Origin of the sequence: Serratia sp. FDAARGOS_506 (genome assembly GCF_003812745.1) — a bacterium.
Classification (GTDB): Bacteria; Pseudomonadota; Gammaproteobacteria; order Enterobacterales; family Enterobacteriaceae; genus Serratia.
In genome coordinates, this window is sequence record NZ_CP033831.1 from 4,086,149 (window position 1) to 4,110,000 (window position 23,852).

General features: G+C 58.1%; 19 protein-coding genes. 5 read left to right on the plus strand and 14 right to left on the minus strand.

The features are described 5' to 3' along the window. Positions 1-10: 10 nt before the first annotated feature. The 6 genes from EGY12_RS19750 to EGY12_RS19775 form a co-directional block, all read right to left on the minus strand. Positions 11-1,510, minus strand: a complete 1,500-nt coding sequence (locus tag EGY12_RS19750) for a sugar ABC transporter ATP-binding protein (RefSeq protein ID WP_123895098.1) — start codon at positions 1,508-1,510, stop codon at positions 11-13. 9 nt (positions 1,511-1,519) lie between these two features. Further along, positions 1,520-2,137 (minus strand): DUF2291 family protein, encoded by a 618-nt coding sequence (locus EGY12_RS19755; protein ID WP_123895099.1) that lies wholly within the window; start codon positions 2,135-2,137, stop codon positions 1,520-1,522. A gap of 64 nt (positions 2,138-2,201) precedes the next feature. Then, positions 2,202-3,134, minus strand: a complete 933-nt coding sequence (locus tag EGY12_RS19760; RefSeq protein WP_049195436.1) for a D-ribose ABC transporter substrate-binding protein — start codon at positions 3,132-3,134, stop codon at positions 2,202-2,204. A 63-nt stretch (positions 3,135-3,197) separates the two neighbouring features. Then, positions 3,198-3,998, minus strand: a complete 801-nt coding sequence (locus EGY12_RS19765) for a GolD/DthD family dehydrogenase (RefSeq protein WP_123895100.1) — start codon at positions 3,996-3,998, stop codon at positions 3,198-3,200. 10 nt (positions 3,999-4,008) lie between these two features. Continuing rightward, positions 4,009-4,914, minus strand: coding sequence for a transketolase family protein (locus EGY12_RS19770; RefSeq protein WP_123895101.1), 906 nt, complete (start codon positions 4,912-4,914; stop codon positions 4,009-4,011). Positions 4,915-4,916: 2 nt separating this feature from the next. Continuing rightward, positions 4,917-5,720, minus strand: coding sequence for a transketolase (locus EGY12_RS19775; RefSeq protein WP_123895102.1), 804 nt, complete (start codon positions 5,718-5,720; stop codon positions 4,917-4,919). A 387-nt stretch (positions 5,721-6,107) separates the two neighbouring features. On the opposite strand from EGY12_RS19775, the gene EGY12_RS19780 reads away from it, so the two are divergent. Then, complete coding sequence (locus EGY12_RS19780) at positions 6,108-6,902, plus strand: DeoR/GlpR family DNA-binding transcription regulator (RefSeq protein ID WP_123895103.1); 795 nt, start codon at positions 6,108-6,110, stop codon at positions 6,900-6,902. A gap of 22 nt (positions 6,903-6,924) precedes the next feature. Here EGY12_RS19780 and pgpB read toward each other — a convergent pair whose 3' ends face one another. Further along, positions 6,925-7,686: a phosphatidylglycerophosphatase B gene (gene pgpB, locus EGY12_RS19785; protein WP_123895104.1), complete on the minus strand. Its 762-nt coding sequence runs from the start codon at positions 7,684-7,686 to the stop codon at positions 6,925-6,927. Between the two features lie 279 nt (positions 7,687-7,965). Here pgpB and ribA point away from each other — a divergent pair, with 279 nt between their 5' ends. Beyond that, positions 7,966-8,559 carry a GTP cyclohydrolase II gene (ribA, locus tag EGY12_RS19790; RefSeq protein WP_004930678.1) on the plus strand — a complete coding sequence of 198 codons (594 nt, stop codon included), beginning with the start codon at positions 7,966-7,968 and terminating at the stop codon, positions 8,557-8,559. Positions 8,560-8,615: 56 nt separating this feature from the next. Here the strand turns inward: ribA and acnA are convergent, their stop codons facing one another. From acnA to topA, 5 genes are all read right to left on the minus strand, one after another. Continuing rightward, positions 8,616-11,288, minus strand: a complete 2,673-nt coding sequence (gene acnA, locus EGY12_RS19795) for an aconitate hydratase AcnA (RefSeq protein ID WP_123895105.1) — start codon at positions 11,286-11,288, stop codon at positions 8,616-8,618. 1,000 nt (positions 11,289-12,288) lie between these two features. Then, positions 12,289-12,684: a hypothetical protein gene (locus tag EGY12_RS19800; protein WP_053089239.1), complete on the minus strand. Its 396-nt coding sequence runs from the start codon at positions 12,682-12,684 to the stop codon at positions 12,289-12,291. Between the two features lie 17 nt (positions 12,685-12,701). Then, complete coding sequence (locus EGY12_RS19805; protein ID WP_123895106.1) at positions 12,702-15,011, minus strand: type VI secretion system Vgr family protein; 2,310 nt, start codon at positions 15,009-15,011, stop codon at positions 12,702-12,704. Positions 15,012-15,335: 324 nt separating this feature from the next. Continuing rightward, positions 15,336-16,310, minus strand: coding sequence for an HTH-type transcriptional regulator CysB (gene cysB / locus EGY12_RS19810; protein WP_004930690.1), 975 nt, complete (start codon positions 16,308-16,310; stop codon positions 15,336-15,338). 361 nt (positions 16,311-16,671) lie between these two features. After that, positions 16,672-19,269 carry a type I DNA topoisomerase gene (gene topA, locus EGY12_RS19815; RefSeq protein ID WP_038881773.1) on the minus strand — a complete coding sequence of 866 codons (2,598 nt, stop codon included), beginning with the start codon at positions 19,267-19,269 and terminating at the stop codon, positions 16,672-16,674. A gap of 426 nt (positions 19,270-19,695) precedes the next feature. On the opposite strand from topA, the gene EGY12_RS19820 reads away from it, so the two are divergent. Continuing rightward, positions 19,696-19,947 carry a YciN family protein gene (locus EGY12_RS19820; RefSeq protein ID WP_123895107.1) on the plus strand — a complete coding sequence of 84 codons (252 nt, stop codon included), beginning with the start codon at positions 19,696-19,698 and terminating at the stop codon, positions 19,945-19,947. 51 nt (positions 19,948-19,998) lie between these two features. On the opposite strand, the gene sohB is transcribed toward EGY12_RS19820, so the two are convergent. Next, on the minus strand, positions 19,999-21,045 hold the full coding sequence (gene sohB, locus EGY12_RS19825) for a protease SohB (RefSeq protein ID WP_123895108.1): 1,047 nt from the start codon (positions 21,043-21,045) through the stop codon (positions 19,999-20,001). Between the two features lie 359 nt (positions 21,046-21,404). On the opposite strand from sohB, the gene EGY12_RS19830 reads away from it, so the two are divergent. Together EGY12_RS19830 and cobO are read left to right on the plus strand one after the other, a co-directional pair. Beyond that, a complete protein-coding gene (locus tag EGY12_RS19830; protein ID WP_123895109.1) occupies positions 21,405-22,166 on the plus strand; it encodes a YciK family oxidoreductase in 762 nt (253 codons plus the stop codon). 11 nt (positions 22,167-22,177) lie between these two features. Continuing rightward, entirely contained in the window at positions 22,178-22,768 is a 591-nt protein-coding gene (cobO, locus tag EGY12_RS19835) for a cob(I)yrinic acid a,c-diamide adenosyltransferase (protein WP_123895110.1), read from the plus strand. Positions 22,769-22,806: 38 nt separating this feature from the next. Here the strand turns inward: cobO and rluB are convergent, their stop codons facing one another. Then, positions 22,807-23,712 carry a 23S rRNA pseudouridine(2605) synthase RluB gene (gene rluB / locus EGY12_RS19840; RefSeq protein ID WP_123895111.1) on the minus strand — a complete coding sequence of 302 codons (906 nt, stop codon included), beginning with the start codon at positions 23,710-23,712 and terminating at the stop codon, positions 22,807-22,809. Positions 23,713-23,852: the final 140 nt, after the last annotated feature.

Genomic DNA, 23,852 nt, shown 5'->3' on the forward strand with positions numbered 1-23,852 from the left:
TGCCTTATCCTTATGCATGAGGGGTTGAGGCGCGGATCAGCGTTTCGCGATCGGCCCGTTCACGCGGCAGATCGGCCGTCAGCTTCCCGTCCGCCATCACCATCACCCGGTCGGCTAGTGAGACCACCTCATCCAGCTCCGACGAAGAGAACATCACCGCCAGCCCCTGGCGTGCCATCGCGCCAATCAGGTGATAAACGTCCGTTTTAGCACCGACGTCGATTCCGCGCGTCGGCTCATCGAGAAACACCACCTGCGGCCCGGTCAGCAGCGCCTTGCCCAACACTACTTTCTGCTGATTGCCGCCGCTCAGGCTGGTGATTGGCAGCTCCCGGTCACTCACCTTGATCGCCAGTTTTTCAATCATGCCATCGACCAGCGCGCACTCCCCAGCCGCCGCCAACGGCCGCAGTGCATTGCGCCCCAGGCTGGCCAGGGTCATGTTGGCCTTGATAGACATCATCTGCACCAACCCCTCCGCCTGCCTGTCCTCCGGCACCAGCGCCATGCCCAACGCCATGCGTTGACGAAACCCCAGCCGCTCCACGCTTTTGCCGTTGAGCAGAATGCGGCCGGCGGTCTGGCGAATCACGCCGTTGATCACTTTGAACAGTTCGGTGCGGCCGGCGCCCAACAGGCCATAAATGCCGATGACTTCCCCTTTGCGCAGTGAAAAACTGACGTCGTCAAGGCAATAGCCGCCGCTTTCACGCGGCAGCGTCAACCGCTCGACCTTCAGCACTTCATCCCCTTTCTCTGCCGCGCAATAGTCAAAGTGCTTGCTCTTTTCCCCGACCATCTTTTCGATGATCCACGGGATGCTGACGTTGCAGACCGGCTCCGCGGCAACAAAACGCCCGTCGCGGAACACTGTGATGCGATCGCCAATCTCCATCAGCTCTTCCAGACGGTGAGAAATGTAGATGATGGTGACGCCGCGTTTTTTCAGATCGGCGATCACCCGAAACAGCGTGCGCACTTCAGCCTGGCTCAGCGCCGATGTCGGCTCATCCATGATCAGCACCCGGGTGTCCTTCGCCAACGCGCGAGCAATTTCCACCAGCTGCTGATGACCGATGCCGAGACTGCCCAACGGCGTATGCGGATCGATGTCCAACTCCAGCCGCTGCAGCAAGGACTTGGCCAGCTGATATTGATAGTCCACATTGATGCGGCCACGCTGGAAGAACTCGTTGGCCATAAAAATGTTGTCCATCACCGACATATTGGGGAACAGATTCAGCTCCTGGAAAATAATGCTGATCCCGAGCCGCTCCGCCTTCTGCGTGGAGGTTAACGTCACCGCTTCCCCCTCCAGCTCGATGGTGCCGGAGGACGGGGTTTCCACCCCCGCCAACAGCTTCATCATGGTCGATTTGCCGGCGCCGTTTTCGCCGATCAGGACATTGACCTGATTGCGAAACACTTGATAACTCACGCTATCCAATGCCGTGACGCCGGGATAGAGACGCGAAACGTTGCGCGTTTGAATAATGACCGGTTCGCTCATCACGCCCCCTTAAGGTTGAATGCGTACCGGCGTGATCAACAGCGGCTCGGCAGGTGCCTGCCAGCTGCTGAATACGCCATACACGGTAATGTGGTCACCCACCTTGGGCTGGGATCCGGCCAGTTCGTCGATCGAAGCCTGATTGATCGCCCTGGCAAAATCGCCGAACAATACTTGGTCATTGAAATCGCTGTAGCTCAGGCCGCGATAGCTGTCGCGCAACGCCGTACCGCGATAAACCGGCCCGATCTGCACCTCCACGCTACCGAGCGGCGCATCGGCCAGTTTGAGCGTTAATTTTCCGCTGCGCGAACGGGTGTTGACCGCCGCGACTTCACCGCTGACCTTAACGTTGAAATAACAAGGAAACTCCGGTTGAGCGCGGTACCCCAGCAGACCGCAGGCGCTGTCAAAATCCTTGGCCTGGGCGATCCGGGCGATCAGTTCGCCCAGCGGTTGCGCCGTTTTGACCGCTTGCGGGGCGATTTGGCTGCGGTAAATCTCCGCCGCCTGTGCCACATGCGGATTCACCGGGGAGCGAAGCTCCGCCAGCTTTTTCTCCGAGACGATACGGCAACCGCTCAACGTCAAGACGACGGTGACGGCCAGCGCAATGCGCATCGACATAACAACACCTCCGATCGCACCCCGCCGCCGGGACGGGGTGATGAAAGACGCCGCTCAGCGCGGATTACGGTTTGAAGTTGAAGTCACTGACCCGTTGCGCATTGTCTTTGCCGATCAGGATGCCGCGGAACATCACGCGCTCCTTGCCGGTATAGCTGCCGGATTGGAAATAGCCATCGAGGATTTCAACGCCCTGCGCGGCGATCGCCTGCGCCTGCAACATCACGCTGGCGTAGAGGCTACCGTTAAGAATGGCGTCGCGCTCATCATTGCTGCCGTCGATCCCCACTACGGTGACATCCTGCCGGCCGGCGGCCTTGAGCGCCGCTACGGCGCCCAACGCGACCGGGCCGTTGCCGCAGATCACGCCTTTGATGTCCGGGTGCGCCTGCAGGATGCTGTCCATGATGCGTTTCCCTTCCAGCAGGTTGCCCTTGGCGTCCTGCCGCGCCACGCTGACCATCTCTGGATATTGGTCGATCACGTTATGGAACGACTGCGAGCGCGTGACGCAGTTATTGTCCGCCAGGTTGCAGGTCAGCTCAGCGTATTTGCCGGTTTCCCCCATTTTTTCCACAAACTGGTTGGCGACGTCCGAGCCGGCCTGGAAGTTGTTATGGGTGATCTGCGCCAGCGCCACGCCGTCAACCGGGATCTCGCGGTTGATCAACACCACCGGAATGCCGGCGTTTTTCGCCTGCTGCACGGCGGCGACGCTGGCTTGGGAATCGGCATTATCCAAAATGATGCCCTGAACCTTGCGGCCGATTACCAGGCTGATCAGCTCCCCTTGGCGCTTAACGTCTTCGCCGTGCGACAACACCAGCGTCTGGTAGCCGAGGGACTTGGCTTTGGTTTCAGCCCCTTTGGCCTCTGCGGAGTAATAAGGGTTATCCAGCGAGTTGACCAGAATGGCGATCGTGCCCTTTTCCGCCGCCATGGCTGAGGTACAGGCAAAACCGGTGAGCAGGGTAAGGTAAGTGGCTATTTTTCTCATGATGGTGTTCTCTTATCGTTGTGTTGAACATCGTCTGGTGTTGGCGATCGCTGCGGTTGCCGCTTACCAAATGGTAAAACCGCCGTCGATCATCAGGTCCGCGCCGGTGATCATGTCGCTGCCGTTGCTGGCAAAAAACAGGATCGCCGCCGCAATTTCGTCGGTATAAGCAAAACGCCCCAGCGGGATCAGCTTTTTCATCGCCTCGCCCTTCTCGCCGCGCCAGGCTTTCTCTCCCATAGGCGTCAGCACCACGGTGGGCGATAACGTGTTGACCGTAATGCCGTGCGGCGCCCATTCTTTGGCCATCACCTTGGTCATGCCCAGCAGCCCCGCCTTGGCGGAGGTGTATGCGCAGTGATCGTCAATGGCGATGGAGGCCGCCTGCGATGCGATGTTGATGATTTTACCGCCGTGGCCGGCGGTTATCGCACGGCGCGCCAGTTCCTGCGAACACAGGAAGGGCCCGGTGAGATTGACCGCCAGATGGCGCTGCCACTCCTCGAGCGTGACCTCCGTCGCCGGCTGCAAATTGACGTAGCCCGCGCAGTTGACCAGGATATCGAGCCGGCCAAAGCGATATTGAGCCGCGTTGAAGGCGGCAGCCACCGAGTCGGAATCGGTCACGTCGCACACCTGGCAGAATACCTGTTCTTCACCCAACTCTCGCAGCGCCGCCGCGGCCTTGTCCTGTTCAAAGGCCGGGTACATCAATACCAGGCGCGCGCCCTTTTCCAGCAGCAGGCGATTGGCGGCCATCGCGATGCCGCCCAGACCGCCGGTGATCACCACAACCTTCCCAGCCAGCGACATCCGGCTATCGACACCGTAGCGCAAATTAACGTCGTACTCGTTCCGCTCCATCGCATTCCCCCTATTGAGTTAATTGCGCCTGCAATCCTGCTGCGTCGATGGCGTATTGCCGCCGCAGCGCCGCCCGACTGCTGCTGTGGGTAAATTCATAAGCCGGCATGCCCAGTGCGGTAAACGGCCGCGACAGCTGATGCCGCAGCAACAGCTCACCGATGATAGTGCCCAGGCCGCCGCTGAGGGCGTGCTCCTCCATGGTCAGCACCCGGCGGTGCGAACGTATCAACGCCACTACCGCCGCCTCATTGAGCGGCCAGAGCGAAGGCAGCGAAACGATGGTCGGGTTTTCGCCCAACTCCAGCACCTTCATCGCCTCATGAGCCACCGTTCCCAGGCAAAACACCAGACTGTCAGAGCCCTGATGCAACACCTCCGGCTCTCCGGGACGGAAGTGATAGTTCGCGTTCAACACCGGCAGCTTGTCGCTGTCCATACGGATATAGGCTGGGCCGGGTTGCGCGATGACATGGCGGACAATCTCCGCCGCTTGCCGCGCGTCCGCAGGCGCATAGATGCTGAGATTACCCAGCGTGCGGGCGATGGCGATATCGTTCATGCAGTGGTGCGTCGCCCCCAGCGGCCCATAGCCGAATCCGGCATTCAGGCCGAGCATTTTCACGTTGGTTTCCGTGTAGCAAACGTCGTTCTTCATCTGCTCGTTGGAACGCGCGAACAGGAAAGGCGCCGCGTTGGCAGTAAAGACCGTTCTGCCGCTGAGCGCCATGCCGGCGGCCATGCCCACCATGTTCTGCTCGGCGATACCGACGTTCACCACCCGCTCTGGATAAGCCTGTTCAAAAGGTGCAATTTTCGACGTGGACGTGGAGTCCGCCACCATCACGCTCAGATCCGCACCCGCCAGTTGCTGTTCAATCAACGCCGTCACCACGGCATCGCGTAAATCCTGCATGTTCACCCCTCCAGTTCCGCCAGCGCCTGCGCCAGCTGTTGTTCGTCCGGTACCGCGTGATGCCAGGCGGCAACGTTAGCCATAAACGACACGCCGTGACCCTTTTCGGTATTGGCCAAAATCACCCGCGGTTTGTCCTGACTCGGGCGTTGGATCGCCGCCACCAGCGCCGCAGGATCGTGCCCGTCGCACTCCAGGGTTTCGAAACCGAAAGCGCGCCACTTTTCCGCCAGCGGTTCCAGCGGCATGATGGCCTCTGTCTTGCCCGCCAGCTGCAGCCGGTTGCGATCGACGATGGCAATCAGGTTATCCAGCTTGAATTTGCTGGCCGCCATCGCCGCCTCCCAGTTGGATCCCTCCGCCAGTTCACCGTCACCCAGCAACACGAAAGCGCGGCGGTGCGCGCGCCCGGCCAATTTGTTGCCCAGCGCCAGCCCCACGGCGATCGGCAGGCCATGCCCTAAACCGCCGGAGTTAATCTCGACCAGCTCCGGCAGCTTCTGCCGTACCGGATGCCCGGCCAGCAAGGTGTCGTCGCCCATAAACTGATCGAGCACCGCCGGATCGAGCAGGCCCATCGCCGCACAGCTGCAGTAAAAACCGCCGGCGCCGTGCCCTTTAGATAAAATGAACCGATCCTGATCGGGCCTGGCATTGCTGCGATCCATCACCGCCATATACAAGGTGCAGATGATGTCGATTTCCGACAGATCGGCGCCGGTATGGCCCTTGCCTGCCTTATGGTTCATGGTCAGCACATATCGGCGCGCCAGGCGCGCCGTGTTTTTAATCGTCAGGAAGTCCATCGTCACCTCTGCTTGAGCGCCTTGATTATCGTTATCGCATCGAAACCGATCCGTTAACTCGCCTTTTATTTTCGAATGGAAATCATATTCAGCAAAAACGATAATTAATGCGGGCAAGATCAAATTTCAAGCAAAAGCATCCAACAAACAAAACACAGGCAATAAAAGTTGTTTAATAACAATTAAATAAAACAAAGTTAGTTACTGCATCGTGGTTTGTCATGCTGATTAATGTGGTTTGAATGACATTTTCGAATAAAAGCCAATGTGAGTTGGCCGGGGTTTTCAATAGCTTTATCAATAACCGCGAGCTAGAATTCAGCGCATCAATAAGGAATTGCCGTGGCAAGCGGCACGGCGGAACTGACTGGTGCAGGAGTCTTTCGATTGAAAAGCAAAAGCGAACAGCTGGCGGAAATGCAGCAACGGCGCGAAAAGATCCTCGACATGATCCGCGAAGACGGCTCGGCGACGGTCAAAATGCTTACCGATACCTTCAAGCTGACCGAGGCGACCATTCGTACCGACCTGCGGGTTCTGCAGCAACAAGGCTATGTGCAGCGTTTTCACGGCGGCGCAACCTTGGTCGATGGCAAGCAAAATACCCATGCCATGCTGCTGGAGCGCCAGGTCAACCTGACCGCCAAGGATCGCATCGGCAAGCTCGCCGCCGGTTTTATCGAGCCGGGCGACACCATCATTCTTGACTCGGGCACCACTACCACAGCTATCGCCAATCACCTGAGCCACATCAAGAAACTGTCCGTTATCACCACCGGCGTCAATATCGCGTTGCAGCTGGGCGGCGAACCGGGCGTGAACATTTTGCTGACCGGCGGCTCGTTCAAATTTCCGACGCTCTCCACTTCAGGGGACAAAGCCGCCAGCTTCTTCGAAAACGTGTTGGCCCAGAAACTGTTCCTCGCGACGGCCTGCATCTCACCCCGCCATGGACTCAGTTTCCCAAGCGAAACCGACATCAAACTGAAAACGGCGATGATCAACGCAGCCAATACGGTGTATGTGGTTGCCGATTCAAGCAAAATCGATAAGGTGTCGATGTTCGCTTTGCCCTGCGACTGGCAGCATATCGACTATTTGATTACCGATGACGGTATCAGCCATACCGCCATACAGGCCTTTGAGAAAGTAGGGGTAAAGGTGTTGGTGGCAGGCGCCTGACTGGCGCCTGCAAGAAGCGTGCTTATTCCGGCTTGCACGCCGCGATTTCATGCTGCTCTTGCGGCGGCGGCGTCAGCGGGCCGAACCAGCGCTGCGCCAGCCAGCAGGTAACCACCACCAGCAACCAGCTGATTAGCGTAGCCATCGCCAGATCGCGCGGCCAGTGCATGCCCAGCATCAGGCGGCTACCCATCACGCCGGCCGCCCACACCATCAGCAGCGCGACGGTTTTGTAATGGCGTCGTGGCCACAGCAACCCTACGCCCAATAGCGCCCAGGTGGCGGCGAACATCGTGTGCCCCGACGGGAAAGCGAAGCCGGTTTCAAACTGCCAGTGCTTGCGCAGCCAGCTCGGCACCAGCGTCTGGTCTTGCAACTGCTCGCGCACCAGCGCGCTGCGCTCTTTGCGATCCAGCGAGTAGAAATACTTGCCGTCCACGCCGTGGGTTTGCTCCAGCCACACCACGAAAGGACGCGGTTCTTGCACCCGATCCTTGATCAACGACTTGACGCCCTGCCCAATCAACAGCGCGGCGAAAAGCAGCATCGCCAGCCCGATGGCCGGCTTCAGCCGAAAGCGCAGGCACCACAAAAACCAGCCGCAGAGGATCGCGCTGGTCAGAATGCCCCACGGCGAGGTCACGGTTTCAGTCACCCAGTACAGCACTTTCAGCAGCTGGTCATTGCCGCCCGGTTGCCAATGCCAGCCGGATACCCAGACCACCAGCGGCATCAACAGCAGCAGCAACGCGCCGCCCGCCGTGCGTTTTGCTATCTCATACATTCCCGTTTTCCTCTGCGTGAATCAGGCTGCAGTGTAACAAGAGTGCAATCTTGATAACACGCGAAAAAATAAACAGATAGGCAACCTATCGCAATAATAGGTGGCCAGAAAACGCCATCTGCTGGTTTGCTGAGCACCGCCCGGCAAGAAGTTGTGGCAAAATAGCCGATAATTAACGAAATAGAGATCGGCGTAGCACGTTTTAGTCTTGGTCAATTTATCGAACCGGATTTAGGATGCGCGACAATGATTGAATCGTACGCTTTTGTGGAGAATGACATGCAGCTTAAACGGGTGGCAGAGGCTAAACTGCCGACACCTTGGGGCGATTTCCTGATGGTAGGATTCGAAGAACTGGCGACCGGGCATGACCATCTGGCGCTGGTATTCGGTGATATTTCCGGCGAAGCGCCGGTGCTCGCGCGCGTGCATTCCGAGTGTCTGACCGGCGATGCCTTGTTCAGCCTGCGCTGCGACTGCGGTTTTCAACTGGAAGCCGCGCTGGAGCAGATCGCCGAAGAAGGCCGCGGCATCCTGCTTTATCATCGCCAGGAGGGCCGCAATATCGGCCTGTTGAACAAAATCCGCGCCTACGCCCTGCAGGATAAGGGCGCTGACACCGTGGAAGCCAACCATCAGCTCGGCTTCGCCGCCGACGAGCGCGACTTCACCCTGTGCGCCGACATGTTCAAGCTGCTGGGCGTCGACGCGGTGCGTTTGCTGACCAACAACCCGAAAAAGGTCGAGATCCTGACCGAAGCCGGCATCAACATCAGCGAGCGCGTGCCGCTGATCGTCGGCCGCAACCCGAAGAACGAACGCTACCTGGCGACCAAGGCCGCCAAAATGGGCCATTTGCTCGACCAGAAGTGATCGCCGCCGCGGCGGAAACAATCAGGGCGCCTTGCGGCGCCCTTTTTATTGCTTGATTACAGCATTTTTCTGATCACATAGTGCAGGATGCCGTCGTTTTCGTAGTAGGTTAGCTCATTGCCGGTATCGATGCGGCAACGGGTGTCGATCACTTCCTTGCGCCCGTCAGCATAGGTAATATGCACCGGTACCGTCTGGCCCGGCTGCAGCTGCTGCAGACCACCGACGCTGATCTGCTCATCCCCGGTCAGCCCCAGCGTTTTGCGCGTCACCCCTTGCGGGAACTCCAGCGGCAAAATCCCCATGCCAATCAGGTTGGAACGGTGAATACGTTCGAAGGACTCGGCGATCACCACCCGCACGCCCAGCAGGCGCGGCCCTTTCGCCGCCCAGTCACGGCTGGAGCCGGAGCCGTACTCTTTACCGGCGATCACCGCCAGCGGCACCTTCTCTTGCTGATACTGCATGGCGGCGTCGTAGATAGACAGCTGCTGCTGCGACGGAATATGGCGGGTATAGCCCCCTTCCACGCCCGGCACCATTTCGTTGCGGATGCGGATATTGGCGAAGGTGCCACGCATCATCACTTCGTGGTTGCCGCGGCGCGAGCCGTAGGAGTTAAAATCCTGCGGCGCCACGCCGTGCTCGCTCAGGTAACGCCCCGCCGGGCTGTCGCGCTTGATGTTACCTGCCGGCGAGATATGGTCGGTGGTCACCGAATCGGCCAGAATCGCCAGAATGCGCGCGTCTTTGATGTCCTGCACCGGGTCCGGCTTCACCTTCATGGTGCTGAAGAACGGCGGATGGCGGATATAGGTAGAATCAGCCTGCCACTGATAGGTCGCCGAACCGGTCACCTGGATCGCCTGCCAGTTGGCGTCGCCGTCGAACACTTCTCCGTATTCCTTGTGGAACATCTCGGTGCGCACTTCTTCCACCGCCTGAGCGATGTCCTGGCTGCTCGGCCAGATGTCCTTCAGGTAGACCGGTTGACCGTCGTTGCCCGCGCCCAGCGGCTCTTTGGTCAGATCAATCTTCATGCTGCCCGCCAGCGCATAAGCCACCACCAGCGGCGGCGAGGCCAGCCAGTTGGTTTTCACCAGCGGGTGAATGCGCCCTTCGAAGTTGCGGTTGCCCGACAGCACTGCGCCTACGGTCAGATCGCCCTCTTTGATCGCCTGCTCGATCGGATCCGGCAGCGGGCCGGAGTTACCGATACAGGTGGTACAGCCATACCCCACCAGGTTGAACCCCAGCTCCTCCAGATAGGCGGTGAGTTTGGCGCTGTCGAAGTAGTCGGTCACCACTTTGGAACCCGGCGCCAGCGAGGTTTTTACCCAGGGCTTGCTGCGCAACCCTTTCTTGACGGCGTTTTTCGCCAACAGGCCGGCCGCCATCATCACGCTCGGGTTGGAGGTATTGGTGCAGGAGGTAATCGCCGCGATCACCACCGCGCCGTCGCGCAGTTCGTGCTGCTGCCCGTCCAGCGTAAAGGTTTTGCTGTCGCTCTTGGCCTTGTGGCCGCCGATATCCAACTCGGTGGCAGCCTTGAACGCCTGCGGCACATTCGGCAGCGCGACGCGATCCTGCGGGCGTTTCGGCCCGGCAAGGCTGGCTTCCACCGTCGACATATCCAGCGCCAGCGAGCTGGTGAAGACCGGTTCATCACCCGGGTTACGCCACATACCCTGCGCCTTGGCGTAGGCTTCCACCAAGGCGATTTGTTCGGCACTGCGGCCGCTGAGTTTCATATAGCCGAGCGTGACATCATCCACCGGGAAGAAGCCACAGGTGGCGCCGAACTCCGGCGACATGTTGGCGATGGTTGCCCGATCCGCCAGCGGCAGATCGGCCAGCCCGTCACCGTAAAACTCGACGAATTTGCCGACAACGCCGTGCTTGCGCAGCATTTGGGTCACGGTGAGCACCAGGTCGGTGGCGGTAATGCCCTCGCGGAGCTTGCCGGTCAGCTTGAAGCCGACCACGTCCGGGATCAACATCGACACCGGCTGGCCCAGCATCGCCGCTTCCGCTTCGATACCGCCGACGCCCCAACCGAGAATGCCCAGGCCGTTAATCATGGTGGTGTGGGAGTCGGTGCCCACCAGCGTATCGGGATAAGCCACACGGCGACCGCTTTCGTCGCTGTGCCAGACCGTTTGGCCAAGATATTCGAGGTTAACCTGGTGACAGATGCCGGTGCCCGGCGGCACCACGCGGAAGCGGTTGAAGGCTTTCTGCCCCCAGCGCAGGAAGGTGTAGCGTTCGTGGTTGCGTTGCATTTCGATACGCACGTTGTCTTCAAAAGCACTGTCATCGCCAAACTCATCGACGGTGACCGAGTGGTCGATCACCAGATCCACCGGCGACAGCGGGTTCACCTGATCGACATTGCCGCCCAGCCGCCGCACCGCTTCACGCATCGCCGCCAGATCCACCACCGCCGGAACGCCGGTAAAATCCTGCATCAGCACGCGCGCCGGGCGATAGGCGATCTCACGGTCAGCATGGCCGGTTTGCAGCCAGGCAACGATGGCCTTGAGGTCGTCAACCTGCACGGTGTCGCCATCCACATGGCGCAGCAGGTTTTCCAACAGCACTTTCATTGATTTCGGCAACCGGTCGATATCACCCAGTTGCTTCGCCGCCAGTGGCAGACTGTAATAGTAATATTCGCTATTCAGCGCAACCAGCTTATCCATACTTGTTTCACGAAGATCGGACGACATAGCTCCTCCATTTCTTATTGTGACTAAAACAGGGTAATCACTGAGGTCTTGTTTAAAGATACCACAAAGATAAGTTAACGTTTTGATAACAACACGTTTTGCACACAGCGATAGGCAGGAACAATCAACGGGAAGAAGTCCGAGCGCAGCCAAGGGGTTAGGCAATACGCCAACAAAAACGCCGCAACGATGCGTAATGCTTGTCAGTTAGCGTTTTTATGCAGGCGTTCGTGAAATTTTCGGTCGATAAAAGTGAGATGCCCCATGTGGCTCACGCACCTCGACCGAGCCAGGGGCCGAAGGCGCGGCCCCTGGCAACCCGCGCCTTTGCCCTATCAGACGGTTGGCTTTGCCAACTTTACTCAGCCCATCCCTGGGCCTCGCCCCTTCGGGGCCGCTGCAAGCAGCGTTCAAATCTGCTCCAGGCAGATTTGTCCTCTCTCCGCCATAGCGCATTGAGGCCGGTTGCGACAGGCGTCCCTGCCTGTCTCACCTGAAACCGCCGTCCATGGCGGTTTCTCTTAATGCGCTATGCCTGCGTTCGGCGTCTTCAAGGGCACCCAACACCGTGCTCATCTCCGACTTCTCTTCTCTGCCATTACCTCATAAAGGACGGGTTGCCCGGTAGCCACCAGCTCGGGTGTTGACCTTTGGCGCGCATCACCGGCTGCCGAGCAAGACGGCATTGTCAGGGGCAACCGGCCAGGGAAGGCCGGTTGAGGCGAGACTAACAGGGACGTTTGTCGTAGCCGACCCGCCCGACAATGCAGACGCGGCGAGGGTATCCGCACAGCGGACAGACGGTGTTAAGCGAAGGCGCGGGTGGAGGGGCCGCGCCTTCGGCCCCTCCCATTGCCGTTCGCTACGGCATCAGAGAAATGGGAGAGTTTTACGGCAATGAGGCTGCACGAAACACACAAAGATGGGATAAAAAATGCCAGTCAGGCTTAACTGACTGGCATTACGCAACGATGCGGCGTTTTTGTAGGGAAAGGCTGGCTTACAACGGCTCAGCGGTGAGATCCATCTCCACAACCGCCAGCTGATTCTTACGGCCCTTCTTCACCTTGATGCCCATCCCTTTGCGCAGCAGATGCATCTGGCCAGGCTGAACCAGGGCTTTGGCGGTGTGGAGCCGGGTGTCGCCGGGGAGATAAAAATCGACGTCAAAGAAAAAGTCATTGCCGTACCGGGTGTTGGTTTGCCGACAAGACTCGAGGTGCGAGGCGATAATCTCGCCTTGCCAGCTGTCCTTGTTGAGATAATTTTTAACCGCGGACATCTCGGTCGAGTTACCGCCGTTATTTTTAAAAATACAGTAAAAGAAAATACCCATCACGACAGGGGTGGCGATCCCCGCATACAGAAAGTACTTCGACATATCAGCCAGAGACATAAGTGTGCTGCTCCATTTTATGTAATTATAAACAACGAGTTATTCGTTACATTCAGCGTTCTGTTGCTGATATTGGTCACCTCGACATTCACCACTACGCCGTTCGTTTCCGTTTTAAACGCCGTCTTTGAAAACTCTTTAAGCTTATAAGAATTTGACAGTCCCGTCAGGCTGTTGGACACGCCAACCATGCTGCTGGTGATCGCCGATGCCGAGACGCTGTTGCCGGTAACGCTTTCGCTAAAGGCGGTCACGGTCAGGCTATGCACCTTGGGATTGAACACGGACTCTGGCGCTTCGAGGCTGATCTTTTCGTCACTGACAATCTTGATCTGCTGCGGACTGTAAATCGTAATGGTTCCCGCGTTGACGTTTTGCGTCCAGTTACCGCTATTGATGTTAGTGGTAACGCCGTCTTTGATCGTTTCAGTGACACCGCCTTTGATCTCGCGGGTGACGCCCCCGGTGATGTCCTCTTTGTGGCCGCCGGCACCGATCTTAACATCGCGCCCTTTATCCAGGGTCTCGGTCAGTTTTCCGGTGACGTGATGGCTTTCATTCCCATCGATATCGCTGGTGCGGTCGCCTGTGATCGTTACCTTGTCGCCGCCGTCTTTAATGTCGAATGTCCGCCCCGCTTTGATCTCCGTAGCGACACCGGCATTGAAGTAGCCGGTTTCTTTTTGATCCACCGTGGTGGTGCGCTGGCCCTTGTAGTGGAAGGTGGCATTGCCCGTCACTTCGTCTTGCTGTTGCTTGAGGATGGTTGTCGTCCGGTTACCGTCGATATTGACCTGCTGGTCATTTTCCACCGACACCTTCATGTCCTTTTCGGAATGCAGCTCCACGGCCTCGCTGCCCGCCTTATCTTCGAAAAACAGATAGCTGGCGTTGTCCCGACTGCCATCCTTACTGCGAGTCATGAAACCCATTTGCGTGGCCGCCGCCGGCAGCACCCACGGCGGCATGCTCGCCTCGTTGTAGACGCGCCCGGTGACAATCGGCCGATCCGGATCGCCATTGATAAAATCCACCACCACTTCATCGCCGACGCGAGGTATTTGTACCGAACCGAACCCTTGTCCCGCCCAGGCGCTCGAAACCCTTACCCAGCACGAACTGGTATCATCCCCTTTAGCGCGGCGATCCCAGTGAAACTTCACTTTTATCCGGCCGTATTTGTCCGTCCAGATATTCTCGCCGGCGGGCCCCACCACCTTGGCCGTTTGCGGGCCATAGGTGCGCGGCCACGGCGTCACCGTCATCGGACGAAAAACGGTGGCGGCCGGGATAACCGTAAAATCGATGCGATGAATCGTCTCCCCGTCTTCGCCGCTGGCGTAGCGGTTCTCGGAGAACGTGTAATCGGCGGCCGTCGTCAGGTATTCGCCGTTATCGCTGAAAAATGGGGCGTTGATCAGGGTAAAGGTATAGCCCGGCGCCACTCCGATCGCCGTTGCGGTGCCGTGTATCTGTTGATGTTCCACCTGCCAGCGTTCCTGACGCACACGTGCGTAGAACTCCCCATCGCTGTGCTCGACATAGCGCCCCGGCCAATCGTAGACATCGATGCTGCCCGGCATCGGCGAGGCCGGGTTTTGGCGTGCCTGGAACAGCCAGGCGTTCGGCTTGCGGAAGTCATAGTCGTCCAGACCGTAAATGCCCGGCGTCACGCTGTCTTCCGGAGCCCATTGCCCGATGCCCTGCTCGAGGGTGCTGCCGCCAGACGGAGTCTGATGGTAAGGTATCGTCTCGTAACCGCTAAACGGCTGATACTGCCCTGCCGCATCCGTCAGCACCAACGTGTGACGGCCCGCCTCATGGCGAAAGTGGTAAACGATCCCCTCCAGCTCCATGAGGCGGCTGATGAAATCGAGGCTGCTCTCCTGATACTGGACACAGTAATCCCACACCCGATAGCGGCCAGTGAGTTTATCCTCTACGTTCACCTGATATTCGCTGAGCAAAGCACGCACCGTTTGCGGCACCGTCTGGCCCTGGAAGATGCGCAGATTGCGATCCCGTTTCATCGGCCATAGATCTGATTCCACCGTCAGCGTATACACGGCATAACGCGTGCCACTTAATTCGACGGCGCTGACGGCAACGCGCGTCACCTTGCCATTGATATGGCGATCCGCTGACAGCAGCCCCGTCGGCAGATTCACCGTGACCGGTTGCCCCAGCAGCTCGCTGCGATTAATACGGGCATCCCGGCCCAGCAAGGTCAGCGTAAGCGCAAACGGCTCGGACAGGGCTTCACGGCCCGTCAGCTTCCAAAAAAGCAGACCCTCAACGGGCAATTGGACAGAGATACGGCTGGTCATGAGATAAGCGGCTCCGGTGCAATTGGTTAGCATCACTTTAACTTCCGAGAGAAAAAAAACTCATCGTCAGAACAAAAACACCTTATTTTCAGAGGATTCCTAACAAGCGAGGCATAGACCGTCTCAAGGCAGACCGGATGTTATTCAGAAAGTTAATGAAACTGGCAGAGGGGGAGCGGTTTGGCGTAAGAGCGGCTCGGCGCGTTCCCCCAACCAGGATTGGATTAGCGCGGCTTGCACATAAGGCGTTGGTGCGTGCTCGTAAAAAACCCGGAGAGGCGGAAGCCTAATCCGGGTGTTGTTTAATGACGTCGACGGCAGCGCTTACTTAATCGGCAGCTTGATGTCCTTGAACATGGCTTCGATCTCTTCGTTGGAACGCAGCGCCACCGCGCTGTCGACCACGTCGCGCGTCAGGTGCGGCGCAAAGCGCTGAATGAAGTCGTACATGTAGCTACGCAGGAAGGTGCTGCGGCGGAAACCGATCTTGGTGGTGCTGTAGGTGAAGATATCGCGCGCATCCACCGTCACCAGATCCGGATCCTGAACTGGATCCACCGCCATGCTGGCGATCACCCCTACCCCTAATCCCAGACGCACGTAAGTTTTGATCACGTCTGCGTCGGTGGCGGTAAAGACGATGCGCGGCGTCAGGCCGGCGCGGTTGAAGGCGGTATCCAACTCCGAACGCCCGGTAAAGCCGAAGGTGTAAGTGACGATCGGGTAAGCCGCCAGCTCTTCAATGCTGATACTGCTTTTGCCCGCCAGAGGATGATCGGGCTTCACGACTACCGCGCGGTTCCAGTGGTAGCATGGCAGCATGATGAGATCGTCGTACAAATGCAGCGCTTCGGTGGCGATGGCGAAATCGGCGGTACCTTTGGAGACCGCTTCGGCAATCTGCGTCGGCGAGCCCTGATGCATGTGCAGCGAAACACGCGGGTAACGCTCGATAAAGCCTTTGATCACGTTGGGCAAAGCGTAGCGAGCCTGGGTATGCGTGGTGGCAACGTACAGCGAACCTTTGTCCGGATAAGTATGCTCACCGGCAACGGCTTTGATGGCGTCCACCTTGGACAGCACTTCACGCGCGATGCGAATGATTTCCTGGCCGGCCGGAGTGACCTGGGTCAGGTGTTTGCCGCTGCGGGCGAAGATCTGAATGCCCAGCTCATCTTCGAGCATGCGCACCTGTTTACTGATGCCGGGTTGCGAGGTATAGAGCCCTTCTGCCGTTGAGGAGACATTCAGGTTGTGGTTAACCACTTCCACAATGTAACGAAGCTGCTGCAATTTCATATCTTATACCATCCTAGGTTAAACACTGCGGCTTACCCGCAGCCAGGTATATCGGTGTTGCCCCGGTATGCTGAAACTCACAAGCCATAAACACCGTGTTTTACCCTGATGGTGAAAAAAACGCCGCTGTTAATAAGCTTTAATAATAAAAAAAGTTTTTATATAACCACTATACCACGTTGCAGCTTCAAGTATAGATCCGTGTCACACTATGATAACGATTATTTTGCATTGGTATCAACGTGAAACGGCAGTGACGGAGGGGTAAAAGCAGCAAAGGATAGATCCGTTTGCCCCTTTTCACCAATAAAAAAACCAGCCGCCGGGGCTGGTTTTTCATCTTACACGTAAGGCAACGGCCTTACTTCTTGCCTTCAACCCATTTGCCGTCCACGTAGAACGCAGACCAACCGGTCGCCTTGCCGTCTTTTTCAGAGGAGACGTACTGCTGCTTGGTTTTACGGCTGAAACGCACCAGCGTTTTATTGCCTTCGGCATCTGCTACCGGCGCATCTGCCAGGTAACGCAGCTTCTCCGGCAGGCGATCCTTGAAGCGAGCCAGCTCTTCCACCAGCGGCGCGCGGGTCTCGCGCGATTTAGGGAAGGTATTGGCCGCCAGGAACACGCCGGCCGCGCCGTCACGCAGCACGAAATAGGCGTCGGACTTCTCGCACGGCAACTCCGGCAGCGGCACCGGATCTTCCTTCGGCGGCGCAACATCGCCGTTGCGCAGGATCTTGCGGGTGTTTTTGCAGTTCTCGTTGGTGCAGCCCATGTACTTGCCGAAGCGCCCCATTTTCAGGTGCATTTCCGAGCCGCACTTGTCGCATTCCACCACCGGGCCGTCGTAGCCCTTCAGGCGGAACTCGCCCTCTTCGATCTCATAGCCGTCGCACGCCGGGTTGTTACCGCAAACGTGCAGCTTTCGCTGGTTGTCGATCAGGTAGCTGTCCATTGCCGTACCGCATTTCTTGCAGCGGCGGCGGGCGCGCAGCGCGTTGGTTTCCGCGTCGTCGCCTTCAAGGATGTTGAGCACTTCCGCTTCCGGCACCAGATTGATGGTGGTTTTGCAACGCTCCTTCGGCGGCAGCGCGTAGCCGGAACAACCGAGGAACACGCCGGTGCTGGCGGTGCGGATGCCCATCTTGCGGCCACAGGTCGGGCAGTCGATGCTGGTCATCACCATCTGGTTAGGCCGCATGCCGCCTTCTTCCGGATCCTTTTCTGCCGTTTCCAGCTGTTCGCTGAAATCGACGAAGAACTCGTCCAGCACCGCTTTCCACTCGGCCTGGTTGTTGGCGACTTCATCGAGGCCATCTTCCATGCGTGCGGTGAAGTCATAGTTCATCAGCTCGCGGAAGTTTTCTTCCAGGCGATCGGTCACGATCTCGCCCATTTTCTCGGCATAGAAACGGCGACTTTCCACCCGCACATAGCCGCGATCCTGGATAGTCGAAATGATAGAGGCGTAAGTGGACGGGCGGCCGATACCGCGTTTTTCCAGCTCTTTCACCAGCGAGGCTTCGCTGTAGCGCGCCGGTGGCTTGGTGAAGTGCTGGCTTGGGATCAGTTTCTGCAGATCCAGCTCGCTGCCAATTTCGACGTATGGCAGGGTACGATCTTCATCGCCCTTGCGCAGCGCCGGCATCACCTTGGTCCAGCCGTCAAAGCGCAACGTGCGGCCCTTGGCGCGCAGCTGATAATCGCCGGCTTTCACCGTCAGCGTGGTCGAATCGTATTGCGCCGGCGTCATCTGGCAGGCGACGAACTGGCGCCAGATCAGCTGATACAGCTTCTGCGCGTCCGCTTCCATGTCTTTCAACTGCTCGGCGAGCACGTTCACGTCCGAAGGGCGGATCGCTTCGTGCGCTTCCTGCGAATTCTCTTTGCTGCTGTACTGATTCGGCGCCTTCGGCAGGTATTTATCGCCGAAATTGTCGCCGATGTAGCCACGCACCATGTTGAGCGCATCCTGGCTCAGGTTGGTGGAATCGGTACGCATATAAGTGATGTGGCCGGCTTCATACAGCCGTTGCGCCATCATCATGGTTTTCTTCACGCCGAAGCTCAGGCGGGTACTGGCGGCCTGTTGCAGCGTAGAGGTAATGAAAGGCGCGCCCGGCTTGCTGCTGGTCGGTTTGTCTTCGCGATCCAGCACCGTATAGCGGGCTTTTTCCAGCAGCTTGACCGCGGCGTGAGTTTGCTCGCGGTTGACCGGCTTGAACGGTTTGTCGTGCGCGTGGGTCACTTCCATCTGCAGCGCGGTTTCCCCCTTCGCCAGCAGATCGGCATGCAGCTCCCAGTACTCTTCCGGCACGAAGGCCTTGATGTCGCGCTCGCGCTCGACCACCAGGCGCACCGCCACAGACTGCACGCGCCCGGCGGACAGGCCGCGGGCAATTTTCTTCCACAGCAGCGGCGAGACCATATAGCCCACCACACGGTCCATAAACCGGCGTGCCTGCTGCGCGTTGACGCGGTCAATGTTCAGCTCGCCCGGCTGTTTGAACGCCTGTTGGATCGCGTTTTTGGTGATTTCGTTAAACACCACGCGGCTAAAGCGTTTGTCATCCCCACCGATCACTTCCCGCAGGTGCCAGGCGATGGCCTCCCCTTCGCGGTCAAGGTCGGTTGCGAGATAAATGTGGTCGGCGTTTTCCGCCAACGATTTTAACTCGGCGACTACTTTTTCTTTACCCGGCAGGATTTCATAATGTGCTTTCCAGCCGTGGTAAGGATCGACGCCCATGCGATTTACCAGCGCCGCCTTCTCATCTTTTTTAACTTTTTTCTTGGCTTTGTCTTCGGTTGAGTCAGCGCTCTTTTTGCTGGCTGAGCCACTGGTCGGCAAATCACGGATGTGACCGACGCTGGACTTCACCACGTAGTCACTTCCTAAATATTTATTAATAGTTTTGGCTTTTGCCGGGGACTCAACTATTACGAGAGCTTTACCCATATTTACCTTTACCTAATTTATTTCTTCTAAAAAGAAGTCTTTTATCTCGCCGTGCCGCGGCAATTCGTGTCTCTTTTTTTATATTGCGGCAGTCTGGCAAGAGATCAACAGATTTTTTTCTTTTGGTTGCCCAACTGCTCAACCTGAACGCAAGTTGTTGATCCTGCCTGCTATTCACCCATGCCCCAGAAGTATGGCTGTGTGAGTTTTATTCATGGCGTAAACAAAACCTTCCACCTGACGCCGCAAAATCCCACACTGTACCTGATAAAAAGCGTCACGCAACCTAATTAGCACGGAAAGAGCGATTTCGCCAACCGGCGGCCGCCCATGGCCATCCAGACGGCAAATAAACCTTAGTCGGTTTGCGGATAAAAGCGAACCGGCGTTAGAATATGCGCAGAGTTTTTTGTTTGGAGTCTAATAATGCGCACGAATACTACACCTATCGGCCGCGAGGCCCTGCTGGTAGAAGCAAATAACATCATCCGCCAACATGAAGATTATCTGCACGGCATGATCGCCACCGATGTTGAACAAAAAAGCGGCGTTTTAGTTTTCCGCGGCGAATACTTTTTAGATGCCGACGGATTGCCCACCGCCAAAACCACCGCCGTATTTAATATGTTTAAACATTTGGCCCATCTGCTTTCGGAAAAATACCACCTGGTCGATTGAGAAAAGAAAACGGGGGCGAATGGCCCCCGTTAATTCATGCTATCGCCGCCGTTACAGCAGCGGCTTTTCCCCACGCTGCCACCAGCGCAACAACAACCGATCGACGCTTTCCGCCGCGCTGCCGGTGAAACGATCCATCAGGCGCTTGCGGCGTGTATAGCGCACGGCAATCACGTCATGGTTATCCAGCTCGGCGATCAGCAAATCATCGCTGGTGCCGATGGCGTCGACCAGGCCCTTCTCTTTCGCCTGTGAACCGAACCAGTGCTCGCCGGTGGCGACGCTGTCGATGTCCAGCGACGGGCGCTGCTCATGTACGAAGCGCTTGAACAGCTCATGCGTTTCGTTCAGATCTTCGCGGAACTTCTCGCGCCCCTGTTCGGTGTTTTCCCCGAACAGCGTCAGCGTGCGTTTGAACTGCCCGGCGGTGTGCAGCTCCACGTCGATGTCGTTCTTTTTCAGCAGGCGGTGGAAGTTCGGGATCTGCGCCACCACGCCGATGGAGCCGATGATGGCGAACGGCGCCGCCACAATACGATCCGCGACGCAGGCCATCATGTAACCACCGCTAGCCGCCACTTTATCCACCGCTACCGTCAGGCGAATACCGCCTTTGCGCAGACGCTCCAACTGCGAGGCAGCCAGGCCGTAGCCGTGCACCACCCCGCCAGGGCTTTCCAGGCGCAGCAGAACTTCATCCTGCGCCGACGCTACTGCCAGCACCGCCGAGATCTCTTCGCGCAGCGACGTTACCTCGTGCGCGTCCATGCTGCCTTTGAAGTCCAGCACGTACAGGCATGGCTTGCTCACTTCTACCGCCCCGGACTTGGCGCGCTGCTTCTTCAGCTTTTCGTCGGCCTTGGTCTGCTTCTTGAACTGTTTCAGCCACACCTTCTGCTCGGCGGTATCCATGCGCGCCAAACGCATATCACGCTGCATCTCACGATACTGCTCACCGAGATCGGTCAGCTGCAGCTCCCCTTTCTGGCGGTTCTTGCGTTGCCCCAAACTGACTGCCAGTATGGCCAACGCGGCGATGGCAAGCACCACCGTGGCGACCTTGGCCAGAAACAGGCCATAAACAGATATAAACTCCACAGATTCCGCCTTTATTTACAGGTTGTTAGTATGCTTCTCTCCATTTTAGCCAACCGCAGCGGCTGCTGTCGCGGCTAAATGAAAATTCATTGCGCCCGGAGCATCACTATGGGGACGATTTGCGGCCGAACCAAGCTGCCGCTGCCGCGCTTTTGTTACAAAAGAATGCCATTTCAGCCTGCTACGCATTGAAAATGCCCACGGATTAAGGCATATAACACCCATTATTCATCAATACGATGAGACGGATTCGCTGCGCGGCCCGCAGACGGTCGAGCCTTCGCTCCCGCTCCGGCCGCGCGTTTCACCCTTGCTCCCCGATATTCGCGGGAGAACAGCTACCCAGGCGAGGATTTATCGTGCATTACCAACCCAAACAAGATCTGCTCGAACAACGTATCATCTTGGTCACCGGCGCCGGCGACGGCATCGGCCGCGAAGCGGCGCTGACCTACGCACGCTTCGGCGCTCAGCTGGTATTGCTGGGGCGCACAGAGAGCAAACTGTTGGCGGTACAACAAGAGATCGCGGCCCAGGGCGGCGCACCGGCCCTGGTGGTGACGCTGGATTTGCTGCACGCCACGCAGGACCAATGCCGACAGATAGCCGATGATCTGGCCGGCCAGATCCCCCGCCTTGACGGCGTGCTGCACAACGCCGGCCTGCTCGGCGACATCGCGCCGATGGCCGACCTGTCGATGACCATGTGGCAAGAGGTGATGCAGGTTAACGTCAACGCCACCTTTATGCTGACTCAGGCGCTGCTGCCGCTGCTGCTGAAATCCCACGCCGGTTCACTGGTGTTCACCAGCTCCAGCGTCGGGCGCACCGGCCGCGCAGACTGGGGCGCCTATGCGGTGTCGAAGTTCGCCACCGAAGGCATGATGCAGGTGTTGGCCGACGAGTACAAAAATCGCAATCTGCGGGTGAACTGCATCAATCCGGGTGGCACCCGTACCAAAATGCGCGCATCTGCCTTCCCCCACGAGGACAAGAACAAGCTGAAAACCCCAGCCGATATCATGCCGCTATACCTTTATCTGATGGGTGAAGACAGCCGCCGCAAGACCGGCATGAGCTTCGACGCACAGCCGAACCGTAAACCCGGCGCGGCCGAATAAGGAGCGTTTTCATGGCGGAAGATCGTCATCAACAGCGCCAGCAGCGCCTGAAAGAACAGGTCGATGCGCGCATCGCCGCGGCGCAGGACACGCGCGGCCTGCTGCTGGTATTTACCGGCAACGGCAAAGGTAAAACCACCGCCGCCTTCGGCACCGTCACCCGGGCGGTTGGCCACGGCATGCGCGCCGGGGTGATCCAATTCATCAAGGGCGAATGGCCCAACGGCGAAAAGAATCTGCTGCAGCAACACGGCGTTGAGTTTCAGGTGATGGCTACCGGCTTCACCTGGGAGACGCAGAATAAAGCCGGCGATACCGCCGCCTGCCAGGCGGTGTGGCAGCACGGTAAACGCATGCTGGCCGACAACAGCCTGGATCTGGTGCTGTTGGACGAAGTGACCTACATGCTGACCTACGGCTATCTGGAACTGGAAGAACTCAAGGCAGCGTTACTGCAGCGCCCTGCGCACCAAACGGTGATCCTGACCGGCCGCGGTTGTCATCGCGATCTGTTGGAACTGGCGGATACGGTTACCGAGATGCGGCCGGTGAAACACGCGTTCGATGCTGGCTTGAAAGCACAGCAGGGGATCGATTGGTAACAAAAAGTTCTGGCCCCGAACGGGGCCAGAATGAGAGGTTAGCTGCGTTTGCTTGGCTTGCTCGGTTTACCCGGCTTGCTGCCGGGCGCACTGCGGCGACCACTGCCGGCCACCTGCGAGTGGCGCTTGACCGCGCGGCGGATCTGGTTAGCCTTCACGCGGCGGCGCTCACGCTCCACCGGCATTTTGCTGACCGTTTCCGGTTTCAATTCCACCAGCTCGCGCAGGTAGTTGATAGCCGGCAGATCCAGCTCAGCCCAACCGCCGCGCGGCAAGCCTTTCGGCAGATCGATGTCGCCGTAGCGCACACGGATCAGGCGGCTCACCTGCACGCCCACCGCTTCCCACAGGCGACGCACTTCACGGTTGCGGCCTTCGGTCAGGGTCACGTTGTACCACTGGTTGAGGCCTTCACCACCCTGGAAGCTGATGGTGCGGAAGGCGGCCGGGCCGTCTTCCAACTGCACGCCTTTGCTCAGCAGCTTCACTTTCGCATCGTCGACCTGACCGAACACGCGCACCGCGTACTCGCGCTCCACTTCACGGCTCGGGTGCATCAGACGGTTGGCCAGCTCGCCATCGGTGGTAAACAGCAGCAGACCGGAGGTGTTGACGTCCAGGCGCCCTACCGCCACCCAGCGTGAACCGCGCAGCTTTGGCAGACGATCGAACACCGTCGGGCGGCCTTCAGGATCGCTGCGGGTACACAGCTCGCCTTCCGGTTTGTAGTAAGCCAACACCCGGCAAACCACCTCTTCGGATTCTTTGATCGACAGAACATGGCCGTCCAGACGAATTTTCATCGCCGGCGTCACTTCAACGCGATCGCCCAACTTGGCGACCTTGCCGTCGACGCTGACGCGCCCGGCTTCAATCATGGTTTCGATTTCACGACGCGAGCCATGCCCGGCGCGCGCTAAAACTTTCTGTAACTTTTCGCTCATTGAGCAACCTCTAATGTCGCCTTCACAGGCGTCGGGGGGATAACCGCCGCGGCCAAGCACCACAACGGTAATAATACGTTTATCAGGATCGAACCGCGCATTATACAGGCTTTCTAAGGTGTTGAAACCCACTTTATCGG

Bases quoted from the DNA above. Each gene is read 5' to 3' on its own strand.
- EGY12_RS19770 (WP_123895101.1), bottom strand. From the start codon at position 4,914: ATGCAGGATTTACGCGATGCCGTGGTGACGGCGTTGATTGAACAGCAA.
- EGY12_RS19800 (WP_053089239.1), bottom strand. From the start codon at position 12,684: ATGTCTCTGGCTGATATGTCGAAGTACTTTCTGTATGCGGGGATCGCC.
- ribA (WP_004930678.1), top strand. From the start codon at position 7,966: ATGCAGCTTAAACGGGTGGCAGAGGCTAAACTGCCGACACCTTGGGGC.
- EGY12_RS19775 (WP_123895102.1), bottom strand. From the start codon at position 5,720: ATGGACTTCCTGACGATTAAAAACACGGCGCGCCTGGCGCGCCGATAT.
- EGY12_RS19765 (WP_123895100.1), bottom strand. From the start codon at position 3,998: ATGGAGCGGAACGAGTACGACGTTAATTTGCGCTACGGTGTCGATAGC.
- EGY12_RS19820 (WP_123895107.1), top strand. From the start codon at position 19,696: ATGCGCACGAATACTACACCTATCGGCCGCGAGGCCCTGCTGGTAGAA.
- EGY12_RS19760 (WP_049195436.1), bottom strand. From the start codon at position 3,134: ATGAGAAAAATAGCCACTTACCTTACCCTGCTCACCGGTTTTGCCTGT.
- cobO (WP_123895110.1), top strand. From the start codon at position 22,178: ATGGCGGAAGATCGTCATCAACAGCGCCAGCAGCGCCTGAAAGAACAG.
- rluB (WP_123895111.1), bottom strand. From the start codon at position 23,712: ATGAGCGAAAAGTTACAGAAAGTTTTAGCGCGCGCCGGGCATGGCTCG.
- EGY12_RS19750 (WP_123895098.1), bottom strand. From the start codon at position 1,510: ATGAGCGAACCGGTCATTATTCAAACGCGCAACGTTTCGCGTCTCTAT.
- EGY12_RS19755 (WP_123895099.1), bottom strand. From the start codon at position 2,137: ATGTCGATGCGCATTGCGCTGGCCGTCACCGTCGTCTTGACGTTGAGC.
- pgpB (WP_123895104.1), bottom strand. From the start codon at position 7,686: ATGTATGAGATAGCAAAACGCACGGCGGGCGGCGCGTTGCTGCTGCTG.
- cysB (WP_004930690.1), bottom strand. From the start codon at position 16,310: ATGAAATTGCAGCAGCTTCGTTACATTGTGGAAGTGGTTAACCACAAC.
- acnA (WP_123895105.1), bottom strand. From the start codon at position 11,288: ATGTCGTCCGATCTTCGTGAAACAAGTATGGATAAGCTGGTTGCGCTG.
- topA (WP_038881773.1), bottom strand. From the start codon at position 19,269: ATGGGTAAAGCTCTCGTAATAGTTGAGTCCCCGGCAAAAGCCAAAACT.
- EGY12_RS19805 (WP_123895106.1), bottom strand. From the start codon at position 15,011: ATGACCAGCCGTATCTCTGTCCAATTGCCCGTTGAGGGTCTGCTTTTT.